Below are 24,031 nucleotides of genomic sequence, written 5' to 3' on the forward strand. Positions count from 1 at the left end.
AAGGAATTATCCTAATCCAAAGTACTGACTGCAACCTCGCGTAATCAGCATTTATCCAGACGAAAAACCTTGCTGGTGGCTACGAAAGGATATGCAACATTTGTGTAAGCAGAATATGATACTTTGGTCAGGCTGCAAGCTTTCTAGGCAATAACAATAAGTTTTGCAGGAGAGATAATGCAGTAACCTTTGCTAAAGTTCCATAAGGACTATTTTAGCATTAGGAAATCCTTTGATAAATAGTAAGTTAAAATGTATAGATTTGAAAGTTAAAGAATCAGCAATATTGAATTGGGAGAATCCCCATTAGAAAAATAGAGATGCTTTCTTAATCTATACAAAATATAAAAAATAAATAAGTCTATAGCAGTTATTTAACTGACTATAAACTTATTATACGAGGAGAGAAGAAAATGGATTTAACAATATTAACTATTCCTGGAATTATCGTAGGAGTAATTATACTCTTAATTCTAAGTATTTTTTCCATGTGGAAAAGAGTGCCTCAAGACAAAGCATTAGTGATAACTGGACTTAAAAAGAGAGTAATCACTGGTGGTGGTGGCTTTGTAATTCCACTATTAGAGAGAACAGATAAAATTTCTCTTGAAAATATGGAGATTGAAGTTCGTATTGATGGGGCATTAACTGGACAAGGTGTTGGCATAATGGCCGATGGAGTTGCTGTAGTAAAGGTAAAATCAGATACTGATTCAATTTTATCCGCAGCGGAACAATTCAACACTTCCAATGGAATGCAGCATACTCTTGAAGTTATTGAACATACTACTAAAAATGTGCTTGAAGGTAAACTAAGAGAAATTGTTTCAAAGATGACTATAGAGGAAATTTACAAGGACAGAGAAAAATTTGCCTCCCATGTACAGGAGGTTGCAGCAATTGATCTTTCTCAAATGGGCTTAGAACTTAAGGTATTGACTATTAAGGAGATTTCAGATAAAAACGGATATTTAGAAGCACTTGGAAAACCAAGAATAGCTGCTGTAAAGAGAGATGCACTTATTGCGGAAGCGGAGGCAGCAAAGGAAACAAAAATACGAACAGCTGAGGCAAACAGGTTAGGTGAAGCTGCTAAGATTCTATCAGAAACTCAAATTGCTGAATCCTCTAAGGAAAAGGAATTAAAGGTACAATCCTATAGAAGTGAACAGGAAAAAGCAAAAGCTATATCTGATTTGTCCTATGAAATAGAAGCCAATAAGGCAAAGAAAGAAGTTACAGAGACTCAGGTACAGGTAGAAATTACAAAGAAACAGAAGGAAAAGGAACTTACAGAAGCAGCACTTCAGGTGGAACTTACTAAAAAGGAAAGAGAAATAGAGCTTGCGGAAAAAGAAGCACTTAGAAAAGAAAGAGAACTGGAGGCTACTGTTAGGAAACAGGCAGAAGCAGATAAGTATAGACAGGTTCAAACAGCAGATGCAGATAGATATAAGGAAATTGCAGATGCAGAAGCAAGGGCTAAGTCAATTGAATTAGAAGGTAAAGCAAAATCAGAAACTCTAAGACTTCAAGGTATGGCAGAAGTAGATATAATAAGAGAAAAAGGTAAAGCAGAAGCAGAGGCTATGATGAAAAAGGCAGAAGCTTTTAAAATGTATAATGATGCAGCAATGACACAAATGATAATAGAAAAATTACCTGAAATTGCCAAAGCTATATCTGAACCGTTGGCAAAAACAGAAAAAATTGTTATTGTTGATAATGGAAATGGAGAAGGCAGTAATAAAGGTGCTGCAAAGGTTACGGGCTATGTAAATGATATTGTATCCCAGCTTCCAGAGACTGTTGAGGCCTTAACCGGTGTGAATATTTTGGACTTCCTATCAAAGAAGGTCTCAAGTAATGAAAATAAAACTGAGGATAAGCCTCCAGAACAATAGGACTTTACTTCACATTGAATTATAAGAATTATTGAATAAGAACGTAATTCTAATTGGAATTTATAGGTAATAGAAAGAATACTAGAAATAATGCTATCAAATTTGATTTAAATAAATTTGATAGTGTTTTGTTTTAAGAAAAAATATAGATATGCATTATAAGGACTTCAAGAAAAAGTAATTGAAAGAGTGGGTTATAGCGTAGATGATAAGGAAAGAAGTGAATAAACCAATGTAATAAATAAATTAATTATGCAATTTCCGCATTTAATAGATTATTGTGTTATATAATTAATTTTCTTGTGAAATAGTGTAAAAAAATAAAATTAAAGGAGAGTTTTGCTATGAATGGATTGGAAAAATATTTATACTCTAAGGTAAAAATATATATTTATACTACTGCTCAGACTTATAATAATGAGAAGGCCGATGTTATATTAGAAGGAGTAACTCTTGAAAAAGTAGAGGGGAATTTTATAGACATTAAGGATGAGCAGGATATAGTTCATCGCATTAATTTAGATAAATGCTTTTCTATAGTGGTTGAACCTGAGGGGAGCAATAGATATTGATAGACAAAGATATTAAACAGTATTACTATAATATATACAAAAACTTTTATTTAAATGCAGGCATAATGTCATGCTTTGTTAAGTCACTACCCTTTGTTTCAGCTGTAAATTTAAGTGGTTTAAATGTAGGTACAAGGGTACAATTAGACATTTCAAAAATTAAAGCTCTGAAAACTGAAGATAATTTGGTTATATTGGATATACCAGCTGAGTTAGGAATGGAATATGCCTATAAATATAGGGATAAATACACCATAATACCAGATTTCAATATGGTATGTCATGACTTTGGAATAGTTAAAAGTAAGCCCCTATTAGAAAAATTAAATTTATTTTCAAATATAAGTTTGAGGAATAATGATAGGTATATGATTATACTGGACAGCAATCGTTATAGGGATATTGAAATAAACAACGTAAATGAATATAACAATCAATATGAAGTAACGGAGGAAGAATTACCTGAAGTAGAGATGCTGGAGTTTTTAAAGATAAATACTGTTTCATATATATGTAATGATAATGTAAAAGAAGATATAGCAGGATATTTGAATTATCTTAAAGCCAATAAAATAACTGTAAACATTGAATATGTAAATTTAAATAAGGCATGTGAAAATAAATAGTAAGTCAAAGATGCGACGAATATTTTGAATCCAACAAGGAAGCAGGTTCCGAAGATAGTTGGGCTATCTGAGGGTTCTGCTGACGCAGTAGGATTCAAAATAGGCTAGCATACTGACTAGTTATTTATTTGAATATGCCTAAGGAGAATAGGAGCTAACATTATATGGATAAGAAAAAAATAGCGTTGAGTTTAGTCGTTTCCATGTTGGTTGCCAGTCCTCTATACGGATGCGGCCAAAAAAATATAACAGACAAGGATAAAGAAGAAGCACAGCAGCAGCAATCGAATTACTCTGCTCCCTTTGTATATTATCCATATTCTTTTTTTCAAGGATACACTGTAAATAATGGAGCTAGAGGCAATGTGGATTTTTTTGGATGGCACAGCTGGACTACCAACACAACAGGTGTAAATAGTCCCTATACCAGTTCAAATTCAAGTATTAAAGGCAGCAGCGGGGGAGTTTCTTCATCCTCAACAAGCCATATAGGAAGCAGCTCTGATTCCGGTGGATACAGCGGCGTTCATGGAGGCAGTGCGGCAGGTTAACGGGAAGGAGATTTCAGAAAGTGGAATATAATAATGTGGTAGATGAATTGCTTTTTAATTATTATGCTATACATTGTAAAAGGAAAGGTGATATTTACTCTCCTTACCCTTTCTATCTTTCAGAAGTGGAGTATAAAAAAATTAAGCTCTTCACCACTGTAATTGATAAATTATCTCTGGATATATTGAATAATCTAAATACTAAATATGTGGATTATAAACAGATGCTTCCTGATTTTCCTCTTAAAAATGAAATATTAAATCTAAATAGAGAAATAGCTGATGTATTTTGGACAAGGTATGATTGCTTTATTGAAAATAGTGGAGAAATATTTTTTAGTGAAGGCAATTATGATAAGCCCTGTGCACAGAGAGAACTAGGCATAGGCCAGTATTTTAACTGTGATAATAATGTAAATGAAGATTTTGTGGAAAAATTTAAAGATAAATTTAATTCAATAGTGGAAAAATATTATGGTGATAAAAAAGTCAATGTGTTTATACTAGCAGATCCCTGCCATTATGAGGAAGTTCATTTGTCCATGCTCTATAGAGAATGGCTTGAAGACAGCAGAATAAATGTAATTTTAGGTGGGGCTAATAATCTGTATGTGAAAGATGAAAAAGTATACTGCTTTCATAAACCTGTTCATATCATACTGAGGCAGTTTCCAACTGAAAACTTATATGAAGTGAATGATATAGAAAATATTTTAAATCTGTATACAGGGAATAAAGTACTGATATTAAATGATCCAAGAATAGTAGTTCTTCAGAGTAAAAGCATATTTGCTTACTTTCACAAATTATTAAAAGAAAATAGATTAGATACGCAGACTTCAGAAATAGTGAGACAGTGTATCCCCTATACAGAACTGTTATCTGAGAAAAATATAAATAAAGCCACAGAAAATAAGGACAGTTATGTGATAAAGCCTATACTTGGACGTTATAGCGAAGACGTATTTATAGGAAGTTTGTATTCAGAAGAAGAGTGGAAAAGTATTATAGAGGATATTGAAAATTATACAGAGTACTATATTTTGCAGGAATTTAGAGATATAAGAAAAGATAATATAGTTGAATTAAAGGAAGGCTATGCCCATAATGTGGATGCCTTTTGTAATTTTGGAGTGTATTTATGCTGCAATGAAATCATAGGCATGTGTTCAAGATGGAATTACGATTATCTTACAGACAATGAAACTACCTTTATTACACCTATAGGAGTAAAAAACAGTAAACTTAACATTGAATACAATGGTGAAATAAAATGTAGGAAAACAGAGTTTAAAAATGTAAATCTAGATCTTGTAAAACTTGGTTTCCTCGGTGCTTATAATAATGCAAGGGAATATGTATCCTTAGATAAAATTCTTTTAAGTAAAGATAAATTTCAGGAATTGAAGAATGCCTCTGAAGAAATTCTAAACATATTTAATAGAGTTTCCGAATTTGTTTATGGAAATAAGGGTTGGTTTGATGAGATTTTAGGTATATCAGAGGTGAGCGAAAATATATATTCACCAAAGGATTTCAGTTACCTCAGTATTTTAGGCAGAATGGATTGGGCTTTGGATGCAGATAATAATTTAAAATTAATGGAGCTGAATAATGAAACTCCAGCGGGTCTATATGAGAGCACTATATTGAATGACTATCTTATGAAACGATATGAAGTGGATATAGAAAATCCAAATGAAAAATTTGAAGAGATATTGACCAAAAATATAGAAGAATATATATTGAAATACTATCCAACAACCATAGGAATATTTAGCAGCTGCTATTATGAAGATTATTATAATATAGATATTATTGTAAGCATAGTAAGAAAAATCAGCAGTAGATATAATATAAAAGTTATAAAAGGTAATGTCTATAATTTAAGAGTAGAAAATAACAAATTATACTACTTTAACGAACAGATAGATATGATTTATAGATATTTCCCACTAAATTGGTTTGGAAAATTTAATCTTAAGCAGGTGGGCAGCTGGATAAATAATAAAAATTGCATAAATCAGCCTGTAACAATGATAGCACAAAGTAAGGCTCTATTTGCTGTTATATATGAAATGCTCAATACAGATTTTTTTACAGCTTATGAGAGGAATATTATATTAAAATATATTCCCTATACAGACGTAAGTCATAAATCCATGAAAACTATAGATTATATTTGTAAGCCTATACTGGAAAGAGAGGGACAGGGAATATATACACGGAGACAACTGTCCTCTGTAGATGATCTTAAAAATTATATATTTCAGGAGAGGATAAATATAAAGGCAGTAAATTATATGTTAAATTCAACCTATAAGAGAGAAAGAAAAAATCTATTTCCCATACTGGGCTGCTTCTACAGCAAGAATGAATTCATTGGAATGTACTGCAGATTAGGCAGTTTAATTACTAAAGAAAATTGTGTGTATATGCCTATATATATTAAGTAAAATTAATAAATTTTGAGAGATAATAAAAATTACAGGTTTGTTAGGGTGGTGTAAAATGAAAAAGAGAAGAATTAAAATTGCAATAATAGTATTACTGGTTTCTCTGCTATTTACAGGCTGTGGAGAAGAGCTTGTAAGCCAGTCTTATGTTGGAACTTATAAATTACATGCTACTGATGGATATTATCTAGGTAAAGGAACTAATGAAGATGATAAAATGGAATATATTTTTCAAACGGAACCTATAGATGGATCTCAGACTTTATCCGATAATATAGACGTTACAGAGGGTGTAACCATAAAAAATAGCTATACTAAAGAGGAAAAAGACACTATATTAAAAGAAGCTAATAAGTCTGTATCAAAAGAATCCATGGATATTTTCAAAAATAATTTAGGAGAGACAAATACAGTTTCCGTTTTTGCCGTTTCCTACAAAGATAGTAATGGAAAGATCAATACACAATACAAATATGAAATTCTTATCAATGATGATAAGATAAAGGATTTTGATAGCGATAATTAAAATTTCATGATGATTACGAAGGAGTGGATTAGGTTATGAAATATTTAATAGTAGGAACAGGGGGTACTGGCGGGTGCATTGGAGGCTATCTTGCCAGCTATGGAAAGGATGTTACATTTATTGCCAGAGGAGCTCATTTAAAGGCTATGAAAGAGAGGGGACTTATTATTCATTCTTCGCGAAAGGGTGAAATACATATAAAAGATGTTAAGTGCTCTGACGGAAGTGATGACATTGGAAAGTTTGATGTAATCTTTGTATGCGTTAAGGGATATTCAATATATGATATCATTCCTATAATAAAAAAGACTTCTCATGAAAAAACTGTTGTAATTCCAATTTTAAACACTTTAACTGCAGGAGAAAAATTAAAAGAGGCTTTGCCTGATATAACTGTACTGGACGGTTGTATTTATGTAAGTGGATACGTATCAGCACCAGGAGAAATTACTCAAGGTGTGATGATCTTTCGCGTTGTATTTGGCCCTATGGAAAACACAGAAATAGATATGTATTCTCTTAAGAAAATACAGGATGATCTGATGGAATGTCAAATTGATGGGATTATTTCAGATAATATAAAGCGTGATACTTTTAGAAAGTTTTCCTTTACCTCTCCACTTGCAGCTACTGGTGCATATTTTGATGTTAACGTAGGTGAAGTTCAAAAACAGGGAAAATACAGGGAGATGTTCATAGCGCTTCTTAAGGAATTAGAAAAAGTTGCGGATACTTTGAATATTAATTTAACTAATGATTTAGTTAAAGAGAATTTGGATATTTTAGATGGACTTGCCCCTAATATAACGGCTTCCATGCAAAAGGATATTAAAAAGGGTAAACAAAGTGAAAAGGATGAACTCATATTTGATATTGTACGAATTTCCGAGAAGAATGGAATTGAAGTTCCAGGCTATAAGAAAATAGCGGAACATTTTGGATATGGAAAAAATTATTAATGAGTATATATACTGGACAAGTTTCCTAGCAAAGGTGTAAATAGAGGAGCCGTGTCACAATGCGTATCTATGCATTGTGACACAGCTTTTCAAATATTCTACTATTAAAATCTGATTATAACAAGTAAATGAAATCTTTCCTAAATTTAATGAATATTTCTTTTTTTTGAGACGTAATTCTGAAACATTGTTTAAAATTTTAACAATATATAGTGGATAATTCTATAATTTATATATTAAAAATAAAGATCTCTTTCTCCAGCCTCTATTCTCTCTAATCTTCTGATAGTCTCTTCCTTTGCCTTTTCAGAAGTTATATCCTCTAAATTCTTTTCTATAGTTTTGGTACCAATTTCCTTCAACTCATCATCAGCATAGTCTATCAAAAATTCTTTGAAAGTCATAATGGCATTTGGAAGACAGCAATTATGGATATTTCCCGTTTTAGCTAAACTCATGAATCTTTCACCAGTTCTTCCCTGTCTGTAACAGGCTGTGCAATAGCTTGGAATATAGCCATTTTTGCATAAAAGCTTTAATATTTCAATAGGAGTTCTGTGATCACTCACCACAAATTGAGAGGCTGCTGGAGTAGGTGCATTTCCATATTCATCTTCGTATCCCCCAACATCAGTACAAGAACCAGCACTTATCTGAGAAATTCCCACAGCTATAACTTCTTCTCTGAAGTTTGGTTCTTCTCTTGTGGAAAGAATCATTCCAGTGTAAGGTACAGCAAGTCTTATTATAGCCACAAGCTTTTTAAAGTCATGATCTGAAACCAAGTATGGAAAATTGTCATAGTTAACACCTTCTGCAGGTCTTAGCCTTGGCACAGATATTGTATGTGGTCCTACACCATTGAATTTTTCTTCAAGATGTTTTGAATGTAAAAATATTCCTATAGTCTCATACTTATAATCATAGAGACCATATAGTACACCAATACCAACATCATCAATGCCACCTTCAATGGCTCTATCCATAGCGGTAGTGTGATAATCATAGTTATGTTTTGGACCTGTTGGGTGAAGTCTTGAATAGGTTTCTCTATTATAGGTTTCCTGGAAAAGAGTATAAGTACCAATGCCGGCTGCCTTTAATTTTTTATAGTCTTCCACTGTGGTAGCAGCTATGTTTACGTTAATTCTTCTTATGGAACCATTGTCCTTTTTTACGCTGTAAATGGTTTTCATACAATCAGTTATATAATCAATTGGACAATTAACAGGGTCTTCCCCTGCTTCAATTACGATTCTCTTATGACCTAGATCCTCAATAAGTTCTATTTCTTTAACGAGTTCTTCCTTTGTAAGTTTTTTTCTAGTTTCCTTATTTGTACATTTGTAACCACAGTATTCACAGCCATTTACACAGTAGCTGCTTACATAAAGAGGTGCAAACATTACTATTCTGTTTCCATAGATTTCCTGCTTTATCTTTATTGCGGCTTTATACATTTTATCTAATAGAGAATCATCCTCTACATGTAAAAGGGCAGAAACCTCATCAATAGTTAGACCATGTGCTTCAGAAGCTTTTTCTATAAGTCCTTCAATATAATTTTTATCCTTAGCAAGCTCATTTCCCTTAGCAAGATGTTCCCTTATAACATTGTCATCTATAAAATCTGCCTTTTCAATATTCATTTTATTCCCTCCAGTTAATAATAATATACAATCATATAAAGATATGGCTTTCAGTTTTAAAACCCACGCAATACTAACTTTAATTGCTACTTCTTAGATATTGCTGATTTTACACTTACACTTTTTATGTTTCCCAGTTTACCAGTCATGGCACTTATGCTGTCCATAGGGCCATCAACTATTAAAGATATAACAGATACCTGCCTTTCTTTATGGGGTATGCCCATTCGACCAACGATAATGTCACTGAAATTATGAAGTATCTGGTTGACTTCCTGTGCGTTACGTATATCTTCAACTATAATTCCAATGACACCTAATCTCTTATCCAAAAGCTTCACCTCTGACTCTTATTTAGGCATCTCTAAAAAATACCTAAGTCAGTATGCTAGTCTATTTTGAATCATACTGCGTCAACAGAGGCCTATGATAGCTCACTATCATCAGAGCCTGTTTCCCTGTTGGATTCAAAATATACGCCGCATCTTTGACTTGTTATTTATTTTCAGATGCCTTAGGCATATTAAAGTATTTTAGATTTTTGATATTTTTTTAACATGCTTTATTCTGGGTAATGAAATTCAATAAAAATAAAAAACCTTCCTGAAAAAACAGGAAGGTAAAATTACTTAGCTTTATCTCCTTCCTTTTGCTCAGAATTACTTTGCAATCAGAATGCAGTATCAATAGTAAATCCAATCTAAAAGAACACTCTCGTAAATTGAATCTAAATTTATTTTCTCACAAAGAGTTTAATATATCAATAGAAGGGAGAAATTTTATTTGTTTTATGATACATAGTAATAATTATTGGTGCATTACCTCTGCCCACCTATAGGGATAGGAGAATTGTTTACATGGGTCAAATTTTGAAAATATAATAAAAACAATTGCAAGATGAAATCATAATTTTTCAGTCTGACTTTGAGTATTTGTCATTACAATAAATAGCTGTATATGATACAATATTGTTAAGAAGAAATGTAAAATTAAAGTAGTGATAATCTTTACAAATGAGAAGGAATATAAATGGATAACAATTTAAATCAGACAGATAAACTATTTAGGATATTTCAAATCGCAAAATTTAATCAAAAATCTATGGTGCCTACTGTTGCAATGACAATAAATATTGAAACAGAACAAATAATGAAGAAAAGGCTGGAATACAAGAAAGATATAACCAATCCACACATTACAATAACCAATATTATTATGAAAGCTGTTGCGGACACGCTGATTCAATATCCTCTCTTATATTCTTATTTTGATGGTAAAAAGATTATCGAAAATGAAGATGTTGTCCTGAATATTCCTGTAGATACGGGAAAACATGTTGAATATATAGTAATCCGTCAAGCTAACAAAAAAAATCTGGCTGATATTGCTAAGGAAAGCATAGAGGAGAGAAAAAAAATAGCGGATGGTAAAGGAAATTTTTCACAGTATATTATAAATTTAATGAAAAAAATTGTAGGAAAGAAACCTTCTGATCAATTAAATGATAAGGATATTCGGAAAATAGAAAAAAGAATGCAATATGTAAGGCTATTGGAAAAAGTAAGCCCAAATTTCTCTCTGAAGTTCGTAAAAGAACATTATGGGAATTTTCCAGTATCTAATTTTGGTTCTTTCCATATTCCTAATGGAATATTAGCTCTTTCAAAACCTGTTGTAGCCGGATTATGTATTGGAGAAATGAATACATTTTTAAAGATGAAGGAAAAAGAAATAGTTGCAGTAGAATATATCCCATTGACTTTATCATTTGATCATCGTGTTTTTGATGGTGCATATGCAGGAAATTTCTTAAATGATTTAAAGGATTTATTAGAAAACTCTTCTGAAATGTCTACTCATTGTCTGTAATAGAGTCGTTAGAGCTCTAAATACCCTTGGTGAAGCGGTTATTGATAAAATATGGTCAAAGTAAAAATCAATATTTAGAATATGTAACTTTCTAAATATTAGATACTTTTTAGTAAACTAATAGACAATATTCTATCATAATCTTCTATTAGAAAGCATATGGACATATTGTTAAATCTTAAGTTTATATATATACTTGAAAGGATGATAGCTATGACATTTGATGAACTATATGATATTGCGAAAAATACATTAAATCCTAGAGAACTTTCAAAAAATTCTTATGCTGGTTCTGTTGCGGCAGCAATTTTGAGTGAAAGTGGAAAAGTTTATACTGGAGTATGTATAGATACACCTTCATCTATGGGATTTTGTGCAGAGCATTCTGCTATTGCTTCAATGATTACTGCTGGAGAAAATAGAATAGTTAAATTAATAGCTGTATATAAAGATGGAAAAATAATTCCACCTTGCGGCAGGTGTAGGGAGTTTATTTGCCAAATCCACGATGATAATTATAAATGTGAAGTAATGATAAAAAAAGACAAAGTAGTTACTATTGATGATTTATTACCTTATCATAGTATATACCATTAATGGACACTGTTTATAATAGGTTGAATCAAGTATTACTACTATACTAATATAATCTGGCAAAATATTAAAAAATCAAAATATTTCTTTGTGAATTATAAAGTGAGGATTAACTATGATAATAAAAAACGTTACTTTTTACATAAAACCAGAACACATAGAAGAATTTATAGAGGCAACTATAGAAAATCGAGATAACTCAAGAAAAGAAAAGGGAGTTGAATGCTTTGATTTTCTTCAATGCAAGGATGAACCAAATAAGTTCCTACTCTATGAGGGTTACAAATCAGAGGAGGCCATGGAAGAGCACCTTAAGACAGAGCACTTTAAAAAATGGATAAATATAGTTGAAGAGTGGTTTTTAAAACCAAGAGATAGAGTTACCTACATACCTGTTTCAACAATGAAGTAAAGTGAAAATATTTAGAAAATGGAAAAATTAAAGAATGATAAAATATTAAAGGTATGCTAAATGTATAGTATACCTTTAAATTTATTTCAAATCATGTTGTAACTATAACTTAACAGTATTATTTTCATTATACTATTTAATTATTGAAATAAAATTTGTATAATTTATCCGATGACTAGTCTCTGTAATACCAAAACAGCGACACGTCCCTGGATAATTCATCTAGACTTAGTGGAAGTACAAATTTCCACTATAGATATCCAAGTTCAATAATAAATTATTTATAGTAACTTTTGGCAGTAACAAGAGGTTTTATAATAGAATGCATTTTATCTGAATTACAATGAAGAAATAGTTTTTCGATAAATTCTTTAAATTTATCAATAGATTCTCGAGCTTTACACTGAAAACATGTATCTTTAAGCCATTTCCATACGTTTTCTTGTGGGTTTAGCATAGGAGAATATGGTGGTAAATTAATCAGAAACAATTCTTCGTTATGCAGCTGTGCAAATTCTTGGATATTTTTTGCTTTATGGATATTGTAATTGTCCCATATTAAAAATATCTTCTTACCTTTGTTTTGCTCAAGAAGTTGCTTTAAAAACTCAAGCATTTCTATAGAAGTAATGGAATGCTTTGCTGGATATATATTGATTAAAGTATTATAGTTCTTAGATATTTCTGTAGCACCAATAATGTTGAAACCTGCGTGTGTGTTATTACTTTCAACTATAGGGGATTGCCCTACCGGGCTCCAACTTCTGCGATTAACAGATTCTATCCTTATTCCTGTTTCATCTTCAACATATAGGACGGAGTCCTCTGTGTTCTCAATGATAGGTAGTAAGTCAGCTATTTTTTTTAAAGATAGCTTGCAAATAAGGATCTCCTTTAGTTGGTTTATATTGACCTCTTTTAAAAGAAAAACCAAGACTTATTAGTAGTTGTCTTATCCATTCTGCAGAATAAGACTTGCCATATTTTTCTTTAATATATTCAGTCAATAGAGCTGTTGTCCAGCTGGAACGCATAAAACCGAAGGTTTCAGGTGATTTACTTAGGACTACGTCCTTTAAATCCTGAAGCATTTCATCTGTAAAACTACTTTCAGAACCACCACGATTATCTATAATTGAATCTATACCATATTCATTCCATTTATGAATATAAGTAGTTATAGATGCGCGTGTTCTGCAAATAGTTTTCATAATATCATCAGTATGAATTCCGTTATATCTCATTATGACAGCACTCAAAAGAGATTTGGTGTACTTACTCTTTGAACTATTAATTATTTCATTTAATTCATTTATTGTATATCCGTGTAAAGTTTTAACTTCTACTAAATGCATTGCCATATATTTCACTCCAATACTATATTTATTACTTATAGTATTTGGACTTTTATATAAAAAATTCATAAACCTTTATTTATGATATTGGATATCTATAAGTAAGATTCATTGATAATTAATCTTAATGCTATATTAAATTATTGCACATGTAAAAAAAACTGTAATAGAAAAAACGTGTATTTAGTGATACACTTAGTATTAAGAAATGGAGGGGAACAGAGATATGTTTAACAATAATTTCGGCGACAAAAAATTTAAGTACGCAGCTTATTATTCCATCGGAGTTATTATTTTAGTACTTATATTAAATTATCTAATGGTGAGTATAAAAACAGAAGAAATAACATATAACAAATTTTTAGATCTATTAGCACAGAAAAAAGTATCAGAGGTTCAGGTTACGCCTACAAGAATAACTGTAATACCTACTGATAATAGTGGAATAAATAAAAAAGTATTGTACACAGGAAGACTTTATGATCCAGATTTAAAAACAGAACTTAAAGATTCAGGAGCACAGATAACAGTACCTTCTGGCAGTGATGATCCTATAAAAAACTTTATTATAAATTTTGTGTTTCCAATAGCTATATTTTTAATAGCTGGTAGATTTTTGCTAGGTATGCTGGACAAAAAACTTGGCAGTGGGGTGATGTCCTTTGGTAAAAATAATGCAAAGCTCTACGCGGAAAGTGAAACGGGAATAACCTTTGAGGACGTAGCTGGTCAAGAAGAAGCTAAGGAATCTTTAATTGAAATAGTGGACTTCCTTCATTATCCTGAAAAATATGCTCAAATTGGAGCAAGGCTTCCAAAGGGAGCATTACTCGTAGGGCCTCCAGGAACAGGTAAAACTCTTCTTGCAAAGGCTGTAGCAGGAGAGGCAAAGGTACCCTTTTTCTCTATGTCCGGTTCTAATTTTGTGGAGATGTTTGTAGGAATGGGGGCAGCTAGAGTAAGGGATTTATTCCAACAGGCTCAGGAAAAAGCACCTTGTATAGTATTTATAGATGAGGTTGATGCTATAGGTAAGAGCAGAGATAATGCCATGGGAGGAGGAAATGATGAAAGAGAGCAGACATTAAATCAGCTTTTAGCAGAAATGGATGGTTTTGATTCATCAAAGGGTGTAGTTATTTTAGCAGCTACTAACAGACCGGAAGTGCTTGATAAAGCTCTTTTAAGACCAGGAAGATTTGATAGAAGAGTAATTGTAGATAGACCAGATTTAAAAGGCAGAGAATCTATATTAAAAGTACATTCAAAGGGAGTAAAAATCTCTACCGAGGTTAATATGGAAGCAATAGCAAAGGCAACTCCTGGAGCAGTGGGAGCTGACCTTGCAAATATTGTCAATGAGGCCGCGCTTTTAGCAGTTAAGGGTAGAAGAAAAGAAATAGCACAGAGTGATTTAGAAGAGGCAGTAGAGGTTATAATAGCAGGTAAGGAGAAAAAAGATAGAATTTTATCTGATAAAGAAAAGAAAGAGGTTGCATTCCATGAGGTAGGTCATGCAGTGGTGGCAGCCCTATTAAAGCATACAGATCCTGTACACAAAATTACCATTGTACCAAGGACTATGGGTGCTTTAGGTTATACCATGCAGCTTCCAGAGGAAGAGAAATATTTGGTTACCAAGGAAGAAATGATAGATGAAATTACTGTTATGCTGGCAGGAAGATCTGCAGAAGAAGTTGAATTTAATTCTATATCTACTGGCGCAGCTAATGATATTGAAAGAGCAACTAAGATGGCTAGAAATATGATAACTATATACGGAATGACTGACAAATTTGATATGGTAGCTTTAGAATCAGTAGAAAATAGATATTTAGATGGAAGACCGGTACAAAATTGCAGTTCCGAAACTTCTACATTAATTGATACGGAAACTTTGAATATAATAAAAGAAGCTCATAATAGAGCTAAGAATTTACTAAAGGAGAATATAGAACTCCTTAGAAATATATCTGGCATACTTCTTGAGAAAGAAACATTAATGGGTGATGAATTTATGAAACTTGTAAAGGAGAGTCCAAATTGGCAGAAACAGGATATATAGATAAAGACAAAAATGATGAACTGGAGCTTCAGGAGGAAAAGATAAGACTTCATGGTGTAATAGACATAATAAGTAAGGAAATACTAAACTATATACAAAAGAGAAAAGATATAACTCAATATATATTGGACAGCAGAAAAAAGAATATTGAAGAATTTCAAGATGATGAAGATAAGATAATAGAATACTTTGACCATGAAAGATTTGTAAAAGAGGAAGCTTTTAAAATCATAGATAAGAGATTGAAAGAACTTACAATACTTGAGTTATCCCCTTATTTTGGACGGGTTGATTTTAAAGAAGATGAGGAGGATCAAAGGATATATATAGGAAGATTTGGAGTTACTCCGGAGGGTGCCTATGAACCCCTGGTGGTAGATTGGAGAGCACCTGTTTCTTCACTATTCTATACTAGCAGCCTTGGAAAAAATGCATATACTGCTCCATTAGGACAGGTAGAGGCAGATATAATAAAAAAAAGACAGTATATTATTAAAAGAAAGAAGCTTATGGGGCTGTTTGATTCTTCTGTAGATGTTAAGGATGACATATTACAGCTTGTGTTAAGCAAAAATGCAGAGGAAAAGCTTAAGGATATCGTAATGTCCATACAGGAAGAACAGGATAATATTATAAGACAGCCAAGGAATAAAATAGTAGTGGTAAATGGAGTAGCAGGTAGTGGAAAAACCACCATAGCACTGCATAGAGTGGCTTATCTTTTATATAATCACAGAGATACTCTTCAGGATAAAGTACTTATTCTTGGGCCTAATCCTATATTTATGGAATATATATCTTCTGTATTGCCAAGTCTTGGTGAGGTAGGGGTTAACCAGAAAACCTATAGAGATTTTGCTGTGGAACTTTTAGATGTAAGACAGCGTGATATCATGACTACTAGAGAATATATGGAGAGAATTTTAAAGGGAGATAGTGATTTTATTAAATCTGTAAGCTATAAAAATAGTGATAAGTTTATAAAGGACTTAGATGATTTTGTAAGTAGTGTAGAAAAAAATCACTATATATTTGCAGATTTGTTTTTTAACAATAAAATTATAGTTCCAAAATCAGAAATTCAGGAAATGTATACAAAATATTATAGTGATATGCCTATATTTAGAAGAGTGAAAAAGTTAAAGAGAATCATTTTTTCAAAACTTAAGGATGAGAGAGACAGTATAGTTAGAGAAATAGAACAGAATTATAGAGATTCTATAAGTAAATTGACTGAAGATGAATTAAAACTTCAGGGAACATCCTTTGATTACAAAAGAAAGCTTAAAATAAGAGAAGTTATAAAGACACTTATGGATGTAAAGAAAAGTATGACATGGCTTGGAGAACCTTCTATAATAGAACTATATACCAGTATAAACGGTACAGAACCTTATACTGTAGATGATTTAACTGCACTACTGTATCTTTCTATAAAATTTGAAGGCTTAACTATTGATCAGGAAATAAAACATGTAGTTATAGATGAGGCTCAGGACTATAGCAAGCTGGCTTTTAAAGTTATAAAAGAGCTTACAGACTGCAAGGGCATGACAATAGTAGGGGACAGCAATCAGAGACTTATACCTTTAGAAGGTGAAATACCCTTTAATGAACTTGATAATTTAATAGAAAATATAGAAACAGAGCATTTTAAGCTAAATAAAAGCTATAGATCAACAAAGGAAATAATGGAATATGCCAATAAATTTTTAGGGCATGATATAATAGTTCCATTAGTTAGAAGTGGAGAGACTGTTAAAATATTTAATCCAAAATCAGAAGAAGAATTTATTAAGACTTTAGATAATATCATCAAAGACTATACAAAAAAAGAATTTGATAGTATAGCTGTAGTTTGTAGGGATTTGGATAGTACTGATAGATACGGAAAGCTTTTGAGTAAAAATAATTCTTTAAAGGTTATAGACAGGGAAGACATGATTTATCAAGGAGGAACAGTTCTTATTCCTTCCTACCTTGCCAAAGGTCTTGAGTTTGATGCAGTTATAATTGTGGAAGATGAAAAGTACACTGAAAAAGATAAGTTTATGTATGTAATGACTACAAGAGCTCTTCATGAACTGGCAGTTGTGGAATATTAAAACCAGGAACAGCTGAATCTATTGCATAATTATTTAAGTTTGACAATGTTGATGAAATAAAAAGCTTCATAGATAATAATTTATAGTCTTTTACTATACCACAATATTGAATTTTGGATATTGTGGTATTTTTTTAATCGAAATAACAGTATCATTCCAGGAATGTCAGCTGAAGCAAAGATAAAAATAAAATAAAGATTTTATTAATACCATGGCTAAAATTACTCACTGTTGTCAAAAATATGATACAATCTATTATGGTAAAATACTTTGAGACTTGGGAGTGATATTTTTGACAGTATGGAAAAAAAATTTAGCGGTATGTTGGATGGGTTCTTTCACTACTTCTATAGGAATGAGTTTAGTTGTTCCATTTTTAGCCTTTTATATTGAAAATTTAGGTGTTACAAATATAAAATCTGTAGAGCAACTATCAGGAATAGCTTTTGCTATCACCTTTTTAGTTGCTTCAATTATGTCTCCAATGTGGGGCAAACTTTCAGATAAAAAGGGAAGAAAGCTGGTTATGATGTGTACAGCTATTCGATTGTCCTTGGTAAGCTTTGGTACAGCCTTTGCTGCTAATGTCTATATGCTTATTTTTTTTCGTGTACTTCAAGGGCTGATATCAGGATTTATTCCTTCAGCTATGTCCTTTGTAGCAAAGGAGACACCAGAAAGTCATACGGGATGGGCTTTGGCAACCCTTACTACAGGAAGTATGGCAGGTACTCTTTTAGGACCTATTTTAGGGGGATATCTGGATGAACTTGTGGGAATAAGAATAGTCTTTTTTATAACAGCAGGATTTCTGTTCATGTCATTTTTAGTAGTTAAGCTCTTTCTGGTGGAGAATAAAGGGGAACTTAACTTAAAGAAGCAGGATAGTAATAGTAAAAAGTATAAGGAAAAATCAATCTGGGATAGAGTTGAATCAAGGTCTTTCATAATCATATTATTAATAACTACCTGTATAATAAATACTTCAAATCAGTCAATAGAGCCTATTGTATCTCTATATGTAAGGCAATTATTGAATGCTGCCCATATAGGAAGCTCTCACATTAGTATTTATTCTGGAATAGTAATGTCTGCTACTGGTTTTGGTATTCTCATATCGGCATCAAAAATTGGTAGGCTAGGTGATAAAGGCAGTTATTTCAAGGTGTTGAGTATTTCTATTATAATTTCAGCTGTGGTATTTATACCTATGGCCTTTGTAAGAAATCCATGGGAACTTATGATTTTGAGATTTGCACTTGGAATTGCTCAAGCTGGTGCTATGCCCGCAATAGCTACTATGCTCAAGAAAACTTCCGCTAAGGAAATATCGGGAACAATATTTGGATATAATCAAGCTGCGCAATTTTCCGGACTTGTTATTGGGCCATTAATAGGCAGCCAGATATCGTCAAATTTTGGATTTACTCATGTATTCTTTTTTACGGCATTTTTGCTGATGTTAAATTATATATTAATTATTCATACTAAAAAGAGTAATAGGGAAAGAATACAGAGGCTTTCACTGTAGATAAAAGAAATTATATTTAAACTATATCCAATAATATATCTAACTTTACAAAGGCAGAGAAGCAAAATTTTCGATTTTGTGTGAGTTGCTTTTACAAAGTGAGGAAGAATATTACAGCGATTAGTCATTGGATAAAAACACTATGAAATTCATATGAGTGATTTTCATAGTGTTTTTGTATTGGATTGGGTAAGTAATATTCACAACAAAGTAAAGCTTTTTTGTCCACAATATATAGTGAGAAATCTTGATGTAATAGGATGGGAATTATGAAGTATAAACTATCACATTTAAGCAAACAATATAATGAAAAATTTTAAATGTGGAGGATATAAATGGAAGGTATAGGATCATATAATTCAGATGTTTTTTCTAGTATTCATGAACCATACTGGATTGCATCTACGGAGAGAAAAGAGTATCCTGCTTTAAAAGAGAATACAAAGGTCGATGTTGCCGTAGTTGGTGGAGGAATAGTTGGGATAACTTCAGCATTTCTTTTAAAAAATAAAGGCTTAAAGGTAGCTGTATTAGAAGCTAACAGAATTGCCCATGGAACTACAGGACATACAACTGCTAAAATAACCTCTCAACACAATTTGATTTATGATAAAATAATATCCAAATTTGGAGAAGAAAAAGCAAGGCAATATGCAGAAGCTAATGAATCAGCTATTCATTTTATTGCAAATCTTGTAAAGGAAAAAAATATTGATTGTGATTTTTGTTGGTGTCCTGCTTATGTATATACTCAATCTGAAAAGTATATAGAAAAAATTGAAAAGGAGGTAGAAGCTGCTTCAAGTCTTGGAATAAAGGCATCCTATGAAGAAAATATCCCATTACCCTTTAATATAAAGGCTGCTATTAAATTTGATAATCAGGCTCAATTTCATCCTTTAAAATATTTGCTTTCAATAGCCAAGGAAATACCAGGTGATGGAAGTGAGATTTTTGAAACTACTAAAGTTGTGGATATTAAAGATGGAGAAAAATGTACAGTGGTAACAGAGGATGGAAAAAGGGTAACTGCTGATAAAGTCATTATAGCTTCTCATTTTCCCTGTTATGATGGAAGATCCATGTATTTTGCAAGGATATATGCAGAAAAATCCTATGTACTTGGAGTTAAGATTAAAGAAAAATTTCCAGAGGGTATGTTCATAACAGCTGAAGATCCAGTGCATTCTCTTCGTTCCCAAAACTATGGAGATGGGGAAATTGTTCTGGTAGGTGGAGGAAAGCATAAGACAGGCAGCGAGAGTAAAACTAATATACATTACAAAAATTTAGGGGATTTTGCTAGAGAGTCCTTTGATTTACAAGAAATACTATATAGATGGTCCACACAGGATTGTATGACTGTAGATGATGTTCCCTATGTAGGCTACTGTGCATCTAATACTACCAATATATTGGTAGCTACAGGATTTGGGAAGTGGGGAATGACTAATAGTACAGCAGCTGCAAATATATTGACGGATTTAATTACAAAGGGAGAAAGTCCATGGTCACCTGTATATAATCCATCTAGATTTGATATAGCTGCTTCAGGTGCCAAATTGGTATGTGAAAATGCGGATGTGGCAGAAGAGCTTATAAAGGGTAAAATTGCTCCAGCGCCTAAAGATGTAGAAATTAATATTGGTGAAGCTAAAATAATTACTGTTGATGGTGAGAGGGTTGGATCCTATCGTGATGAGCAGGGCGATTTGCACATGGTTGATATAACCTGTACCCATTTAGGCTGTGAACTAGTATGGAATGAAGCAGAAAAAACTTGGGATTGTCCTTGTCATGGTTCCAGATTTAGCTATGATGGTAGTAATGTGGAAGGGCCAGCATTTAATACTTTGAAGCATAGAGGAGAATGGCCAAATAAAAAAGATGCAAATATACTTTAAATATAAAGTTACAAATATAAAGGAATTATTGAAGATGTGATTGTAAAAAATGAATTATGTATTACTATATATTACAGATAATATATAGTAATATTTGTCGAGTTTAATTAGTATATTAGATAATAGTCAATAATTATTATATTAAGAGAGGTAAATTATGTTATCAAGTATTAATTTTATACGACAATCTCTTGAATTGCATCTTTTTTTCGGACGAATTATGAAAGAACACTCATTTTTTTTAGAAGCAGGCTTTACGCAAAAGAATTCAAGGTTTATTGATGAAGCAGATGACTTTAGAAGAGCGTTTGATAGATTTTTAGCAGATGTTATATCACTTTCTAATGGTGTTGTTAGTACTAGCGTGTTACAGTCTGGTGAAGTAATAACTCCTTTTACATTAAAAGCTGAAATGGCTTCAGCATATTTTACAGGAATAAATATTGCCACTGGTTTGACACAAGCAGAGGAAGGATTAAGGGGTAATAGTTTAACAGGAGATAATCCTGCTCTTGAACGAAGAGTATATATACTTAATGAAAGATCTCAGGATTTAGTTAGATCTTTAATACAGTTTAAGGCTAGGATATTATCAGATGTTATATCCTGCAGGATATTTACAAATAATTATCCTCTACTTATAGACCATATTATGAGAGAAGCAAAGTTTTATTTTTCTATAGTTCAAAGATTGCAGAATCGTGAAGAAATTAATTTGGAACAAGAAGCTTACGAGCAAGAAACATTCTGGAATAGAATTATGGCTGAGCACTCAAAATTTATTCGTGGTCTTCTTGATCCAACTGAGGAGCAGCTCATAAATACTGCAAATAACTTTGGAAACGAGTTTGATAAATTGACAAAAGAAGCAAAAGCAGCTATGGATAAGACAATACCAATTTCAAAGGTTACAGATGACAGTCTTAAGGCCACTACAGAAATAAGTAAATTTAAAGCACAAGGTACACAGGGATTGGTAGAGTGTAAAATCAAGTCAATAATAATACCATTATTAGGTGACCATACTTTACGTGAAGCAAATCATTATTTACGTTTATTAAAGATATTTGAAAAGAGTGCATAATACTTTATACTTATCTTTTCACACCTTAAATTCTTCTTGGTTATCTTTCTATATAGAATTAAACAATTATTTTAAATTAGGGAAGCAATTAATTGGAGCCACCTTAAATAAGAAAACACATTTTTGATGAAATAATAAAAGCACTATGAAAATCACTCATATGAGTTTCATAGTGTTTTTATATTGGATTAGGCAAATAATCCTCATAAATATTAATATATCTTCTATAGGATTCTTTAGAAAGAATAATTAATCTCTATATTTTCTAATAAAATAAAATCCTGTTAATAGTTCTAATAATGAGCCAATGATAAAAATCCACTTTACCTCAATTAAATTAGAAAAAATTCCACCTATGAGAATAGACAGCACACATAAAGGCTGAACTATAGAATTAATAAAACCTGAGACCCGTCCTAATAAATTATCAGGAGTATACTGCTGGATAACTGTTTGTAGTATACTACCTGTAAAGGATCCAACTATACCCATGCCTGCAAATATTAATAATGAAACTGGAAAATATCTGTTTAGTGAAAAAATTATAACTAATATGCTATCAAAAATCAGTGAAAAGGAAAATAGTACTAATTTATTTTTACTCCTAAACTGTCTGAGAATTATACCTCCAACTATTGTTCCTATTCCTGCAAAAGTAAACAGCAATGCAGTTCTCTTTGCCATAAAGATTCTTCCACCTAGATATTTTTCTACAAAAATATAGGTAAGGGGTTCCTGCATGGATATAATAAAATTAATTATCATATCAAGTATAAACATATGCTTTATAATTTTATTGTTTTTTATAAAGTTCCAGCCCAGAAGCATGTCTCTTTTATAACTTGCAGCAAGATGATTATATGAAGAAGTATTACTTTGCCTGCTTTTTAGGAAAATTGATACTATTGCGATAAAAATAAAAGAGCAGCTATCCAGCATAAAGGCTGTAGTACTTCCGGCAGCACTGAGTAAAATGCTGGCGAAAGCGTAACCAGCTATCATTATAATTCCATTGATGGACATTTTAATGGAATTTGCCTTAATTAAATCTTTTTCGTCAACTAATAAGGGCATTAAGGAAGTAACTACTGGTATATAGAATGCTTGAATAATACCATTTAAAAGTATAACAGAAAAAATTATTATTATGTTATTTGATAAAGCAAAAATTAGAGAAGTAAAAGAAGATATAAGATTAATTATTATAAAGGAAGTTTTTTTGTTATTTTTATCTATTACATTTCCAGCTAACATACCTAAAGCCAAAATTGGAATACTTTGAAGTATAAAAACTAAGCTTATGCTTAAATCATTTCCAGTAAGTTTTATAAGTTTATCAGATAAGGCGATAGTGGTAAGCCTTGTTCCAATACCAGATATAAAAACTCCAAATAAGTAGATAATTAAATTAAAATTTTTGTGTGTGATTTGCATGATATAATAACCTCCATATTTTGATAACCTATCAAGTAATGGAGACTAATTTTTATACTACATTTAGTAATAGCATAAAAGTGCCAATGACAGGTTATCTAACAAGTTTACATAATGTTTATTTTTGGATAGGCTAATTCCGTAAGCTTGTTTCTTGCTCAAATCGATAACCATTATCATTTAATACACCTTCAATTCATATATATTTAATTGAATGTTATATCATAAATCTTTTGTTGTCAATATGCTATTTAGATTTTAGATATTTAAATAAACAGTTTTGTGAACGAAGAATGAGAGATTTTATTTATATACAAGAATAAAACAATAAATTATAATGGTAATAGTTAATTATTACTACTATAGTTTATATTAATTATTTCATGGTTTTTCAATGCTATTGTATCTTTAGATAATGTCGCATTACAATCCTAG

Annotated in this window: 20 protein-coding genes; 15 read left to right on the forward strand and 5 right to left on the reverse strand. The window is 31.6% G+C overall.

The features are described from left to right. The first annotated feature begins 413 nt into the window (after positions 1–413). The 7 genes from CLOPA_RS05310 (at position 414) to CLOPA_RS05340 (ending at position 7,594) form a co-directional block, all read left to right on the forward strand. Positions 414–1,904 carry a flotillin family protein gene (locus CLOPA_RS05310; RefSeq protein ID WP_015614438.1) on the forward strand — a complete coding sequence of 497 codons (1,491 nt, stop codon included), beginning with the start codon at positions 414–416 and terminating at the stop codon, positions 1,902–1,904. A gap of 344 nt (positions 1,905–2,248) precedes the next feature. Continuing rightward, the gene (locus CLOPA_RS05315; protein WP_015614439.1) at positions 2,249–2,476 is read left to right on the forward strand and encodes a hypothetical protein; all 228 of its coding nucleotides are present in this window, start codon (positions 2,249–2,251) and stop codon (positions 2,474–2,476) included. Continuing rightward, positions 2,473–3,102: a hypothetical protein gene (locus tag CLOPA_RS05320; protein WP_015614440.1), complete on the forward strand. Its 630-nt coding sequence runs from the start codon at positions 2,473–2,475 to the stop codon at positions 3,100–3,102. Before CLOPA_RS05315 ends, CLOPA_RS05320 begins: the two co-directional genes overlap by 4 nt. Positions 3,103–3,266: 164 nt before the next feature. Then, on the forward strand, positions 3,267–3,653 hold the full coding sequence (locus CLOPA_RS05325; RefSeq protein WP_015614441.1) for a hypothetical protein: 387 nt from the start codon (positions 3,267–3,269) through the stop codon (positions 3,651–3,653). A gap of 20 nt (positions 3,654–3,673) precedes the next feature. After that, complete coding sequence (locus CLOPA_RS05330) at positions 3,674–6,109, forward strand: glutathionylspermidine synthase family protein (RefSeq protein ID WP_015614442.1); 2,436 nt, start codon at positions 3,674–3,676, stop codon at positions 6,107–6,109. A gap of 55 nt (positions 6,110–6,164) precedes the next feature. Continuing rightward, positions 6,165–6,635, forward strand: a complete 471-nt coding sequence (locus CLOPA_RS05335) for a hypothetical protein (RefSeq protein WP_015614443.1) — start codon at positions 6,165–6,167, stop codon at positions 6,633–6,635. Between the two features lie 35 nt (positions 6,636–6,670). Continuing rightward, positions 6,671–7,594 carry a ketopantoate reductase family protein gene (locus CLOPA_RS05340; protein WP_015614444.1) on the forward strand — a complete coding sequence of 308 codons (924 nt, stop codon included), beginning with the start codon at positions 6,671–6,673 and terminating at the stop codon, positions 7,592–7,594. Between the two features lie 236 nt (positions 7,595–7,830). Here the strand turns inward: CLOPA_RS05340 and hydG are convergent, their stop codons facing one another. Both hydG and CLOPA_RS05350 read right to left on the reverse strand, forming a co-directional pair. Further along, positions 7,831–9,243 (reverse strand): [FeFe] hydrogenase H-cluster radical SAM maturase HydG, encoded by a 1,413-nt coding sequence (hydG, locus tag CLOPA_RS05345; RefSeq protein WP_015614445.1) that lies wholly within the window; start codon positions 9,241–9,243, stop codon positions 7,831–7,833. Between the two features lie 86 nt (positions 9,244–9,329). Then, on the reverse strand, positions 9,330–9,575 hold the full coding sequence (locus CLOPA_RS05350) for a TM1266 family iron-only hydrogenase system putative regulator (protein ID WP_015614446.1): 246 nt from the start codon (positions 9,573–9,575) through the stop codon (positions 9,330–9,332). A 697-nt stretch (positions 9,576–10,272) separates the two neighbouring features. On the opposite strand from CLOPA_RS05350, the gene CLOPA_RS05355 reads away from it, so the two are divergent. From CLOPA_RS05355 to CLOPA_RS05365, 3 genes are all read left to right on the forward strand, one after another. Then, entirely contained in the window at positions 10,273–11,112 is an 840-nt protein-coding gene (locus CLOPA_RS05355) for a 2-oxo acid dehydrogenase subunit E2 (RefSeq protein ID WP_041710812.1), read from the forward strand. A 213-nt stretch (positions 11,113–11,325) separates the two neighbouring features. Further along, positions 11,326–11,709, forward strand: coding sequence for a cytidine deaminase family protein (locus CLOPA_RS05360; RefSeq protein ID WP_015614447.1), 384 nt, complete (start codon positions 11,326–11,328; stop codon positions 11,707–11,709). A 112-nt stretch (positions 11,710–11,821) separates the two neighbouring features. After that, on the forward strand, positions 11,822–12,118 hold the full coding sequence (locus tag CLOPA_RS05365) for a putative quinol monooxygenase (RefSeq protein WP_015614448.1): 297 nt from the start codon (positions 11,822–11,824) through the stop codon (positions 12,116–12,118). 277 nt (positions 12,119–12,395) lie between these two features. Here CLOPA_RS05365 and CLOPA_RS25895 read toward each other — a convergent pair whose 3' ends face one another. Both CLOPA_RS25895 and CLOPA_RS25900 read right to left on the reverse strand, forming a co-directional pair. Then, positions 12,396–13,052 (reverse strand): IS630 family transposase, encoded by a 657-nt coding sequence (locus CLOPA_RS25895; RefSeq protein ID WP_051115609.1) that lies wholly within the window; start codon positions 13,050–13,052, stop codon positions 12,396–12,398. Beyond that, complete coding sequence (locus CLOPA_RS25900) at positions 12,970–13,479, reverse strand: helix-turn-helix domain-containing protein (protein WP_051115611.1); 510 nt, start codon at positions 13,477–13,479, stop codon at positions 12,970–12,972. The genes CLOPA_RS25895 and CLOPA_RS25900 overlap by 83 nt, the downstream gene beginning before the upstream one ends. 220 nt (positions 13,480–13,699) lie before the next feature. Here CLOPA_RS25900 and ftsH point away from each other — a divergent pair, with 220 nt between their 5' ends. The 5 genes from ftsH to CLOPA_RS05395 all read left to right on the forward strand — a co-directional run bounded on the left by ftsH (position 13,700) and on the right by CLOPA_RS05395 (position 22,162). After that, positions 13,700–15,538 (forward strand): ATP-dependent zinc metalloprotease FtsH, encoded by a 1,839-nt coding sequence (gene ftsH, locus CLOPA_RS05375; protein ID WP_015614450.1) that lies wholly within the window; start codon positions 13,700–13,702, stop codon positions 15,536–15,538. After that, positions 15,517–17,643 (forward strand): HelD family protein, encoded by a 2,127-nt coding sequence (locus CLOPA_RS05380; protein WP_015614451.1) that lies wholly within the window; start codon positions 15,517–15,519, stop codon positions 17,641–17,643. The genes ftsH and CLOPA_RS05380 overlap by 22 nt, the downstream gene beginning before the upstream one ends. A 283-nt stretch (positions 17,644–17,926) precedes the next feature. Further along, a complete protein-coding gene (locus CLOPA_RS05385; RefSeq protein WP_242834272.1) occupies positions 17,927–19,174 on the forward strand; it encodes an MFS transporter in 1,248 nt (415 codons plus the stop codon). Positions 19,175–19,509: 335 nt separating this feature from the next. Further along, entirely contained in the window at positions 19,510–21,078 is a 1,569-nt protein-coding gene (locus CLOPA_RS05390) for an FAD-dependent oxidoreductase (RefSeq protein ID WP_015614453.1), read from the forward strand. 157 nt (positions 21,079–21,235) lie between these two features. Then, positions 21,236–22,162 (forward strand): DUF2935 domain-containing protein, encoded by a 927-nt coding sequence (locus CLOPA_RS05395; RefSeq protein WP_015614454.1) that lies wholly within the window; start codon positions 21,236–21,238, stop codon positions 22,160–22,162. 249 nt (positions 22,163–22,411) lie between these two features. On the opposite strand, the gene CLOPA_RS05400 is transcribed toward CLOPA_RS05395, so the two are convergent. Continuing rightward, positions 22,412–23,596, reverse strand: a complete 1,185-nt coding sequence (locus CLOPA_RS05400; RefSeq protein ID WP_015614455.1) for an MFS transporter — start codon at positions 23,594–23,596, stop codon at positions 22,412–22,414. Between the last annotated feature and the right edge of the window lie 435 nt (positions 23,597–24,031).

Source organism: Clostridium pasteurianum BC1, assembly GCF_000389635.1.
GTDB classification, from domain to species: Bacteria; Bacillota; Clostridia; order Clostridiales; family Clostridiaceae; genus Clostridium_I; species Clostridium_I pasteurianum_A.

Excerpts from the sequence above, each read along its gene's own strand:
- CLOPA_RS05310 (WP_015614438.1), top strand. The coding sequence starts at position 414 with ATGGATTTAACAATATTAACTATTCCTGGAATTATCGTAGGAGTAATT.
- hydG (WP_015614445.1), bottom strand. The coding sequence starts at position 9,243 with ATGAATATTGAAAAGGCAGATTTTATAGATGACAATGTTATAAGGGAA.
- CLOPA_RS05325 (WP_015614441.1), top strand. The coding sequence starts at position 3,267 with ATGGATAAGAAAAAAATAGCGTTGAGTTTAGTCGTTTCCATGTTGGTT.
- CLOPA_RS05335 (WP_015614443.1), top strand. The coding sequence starts at position 6,165 with ATGAAAAAGAGAAGAATTAAAATTGCAATAATAGTATTACTGGTTTCT.
- CLOPA_RS05360 (WP_015614447.1), top strand. The coding sequence starts at position 11,326 with ATGACATTTGATGAACTATATGATATTGCGAAAAATACATTAAATCCT.
- ftsH (WP_015614450.1), top strand. The coding sequence starts at position 13,700 with ATGTTTAACAATAATTTCGGCGACAAAAAATTTAAGTACGCAGCTTAT.
- CLOPA_RS05395 (WP_015614454.1), top strand. The coding sequence starts at position 21,236 with ATGTTATCAAGTATTAATTTTATACGACAATCTCTTGAATTGCATCTT.
- CLOPA_RS25900 (WP_051115611.1), bottom strand. The coding sequence starts at position 13,479 with ATGGCAATGCATTTAGTAGAAGTTAAAACTTTACACGGATATACAATA.
- CLOPA_RS05315 (WP_015614439.1), top strand. The coding sequence starts at position 2,249 with ATGAATGGATTGGAAAAATATTTATACTCTAAGGTAAAAATATATATT.
- CLOPA_RS05365 (WP_015614448.1), top strand. The coding sequence starts at position 11,822 with ATGATAATAAAAAACGTTACTTTTTACATAAAACCAGAACACATAGAA.
- CLOPA_RS05355 (WP_041710812.1), top strand. The coding sequence starts at position 10,273 with ATGGATAACAATTTAAATCAGACAGATAAACTATTTAGGATATTTCAA.
- CLOPA_RS05400 (WP_015614455.1), bottom strand. The coding sequence starts at position 23,596 with ATGCAAATCACACACAAAAATTTTAATTTAATTATCTACTTATTTGGA.
- CLOPA_RS05390 (WP_015614453.1), top strand. The coding sequence starts at position 19,510 with ATGGAAGGTATAGGATCATATAATTCAGATGTTTTTTCTAGTATTCAT.
- CLOPA_RS05340 (WP_015614444.1), top strand. The coding sequence starts at position 6,671 with ATGAAATATTTAATAGTAGGAACAGGGGGTACTGGCGGGTGCATTGGA.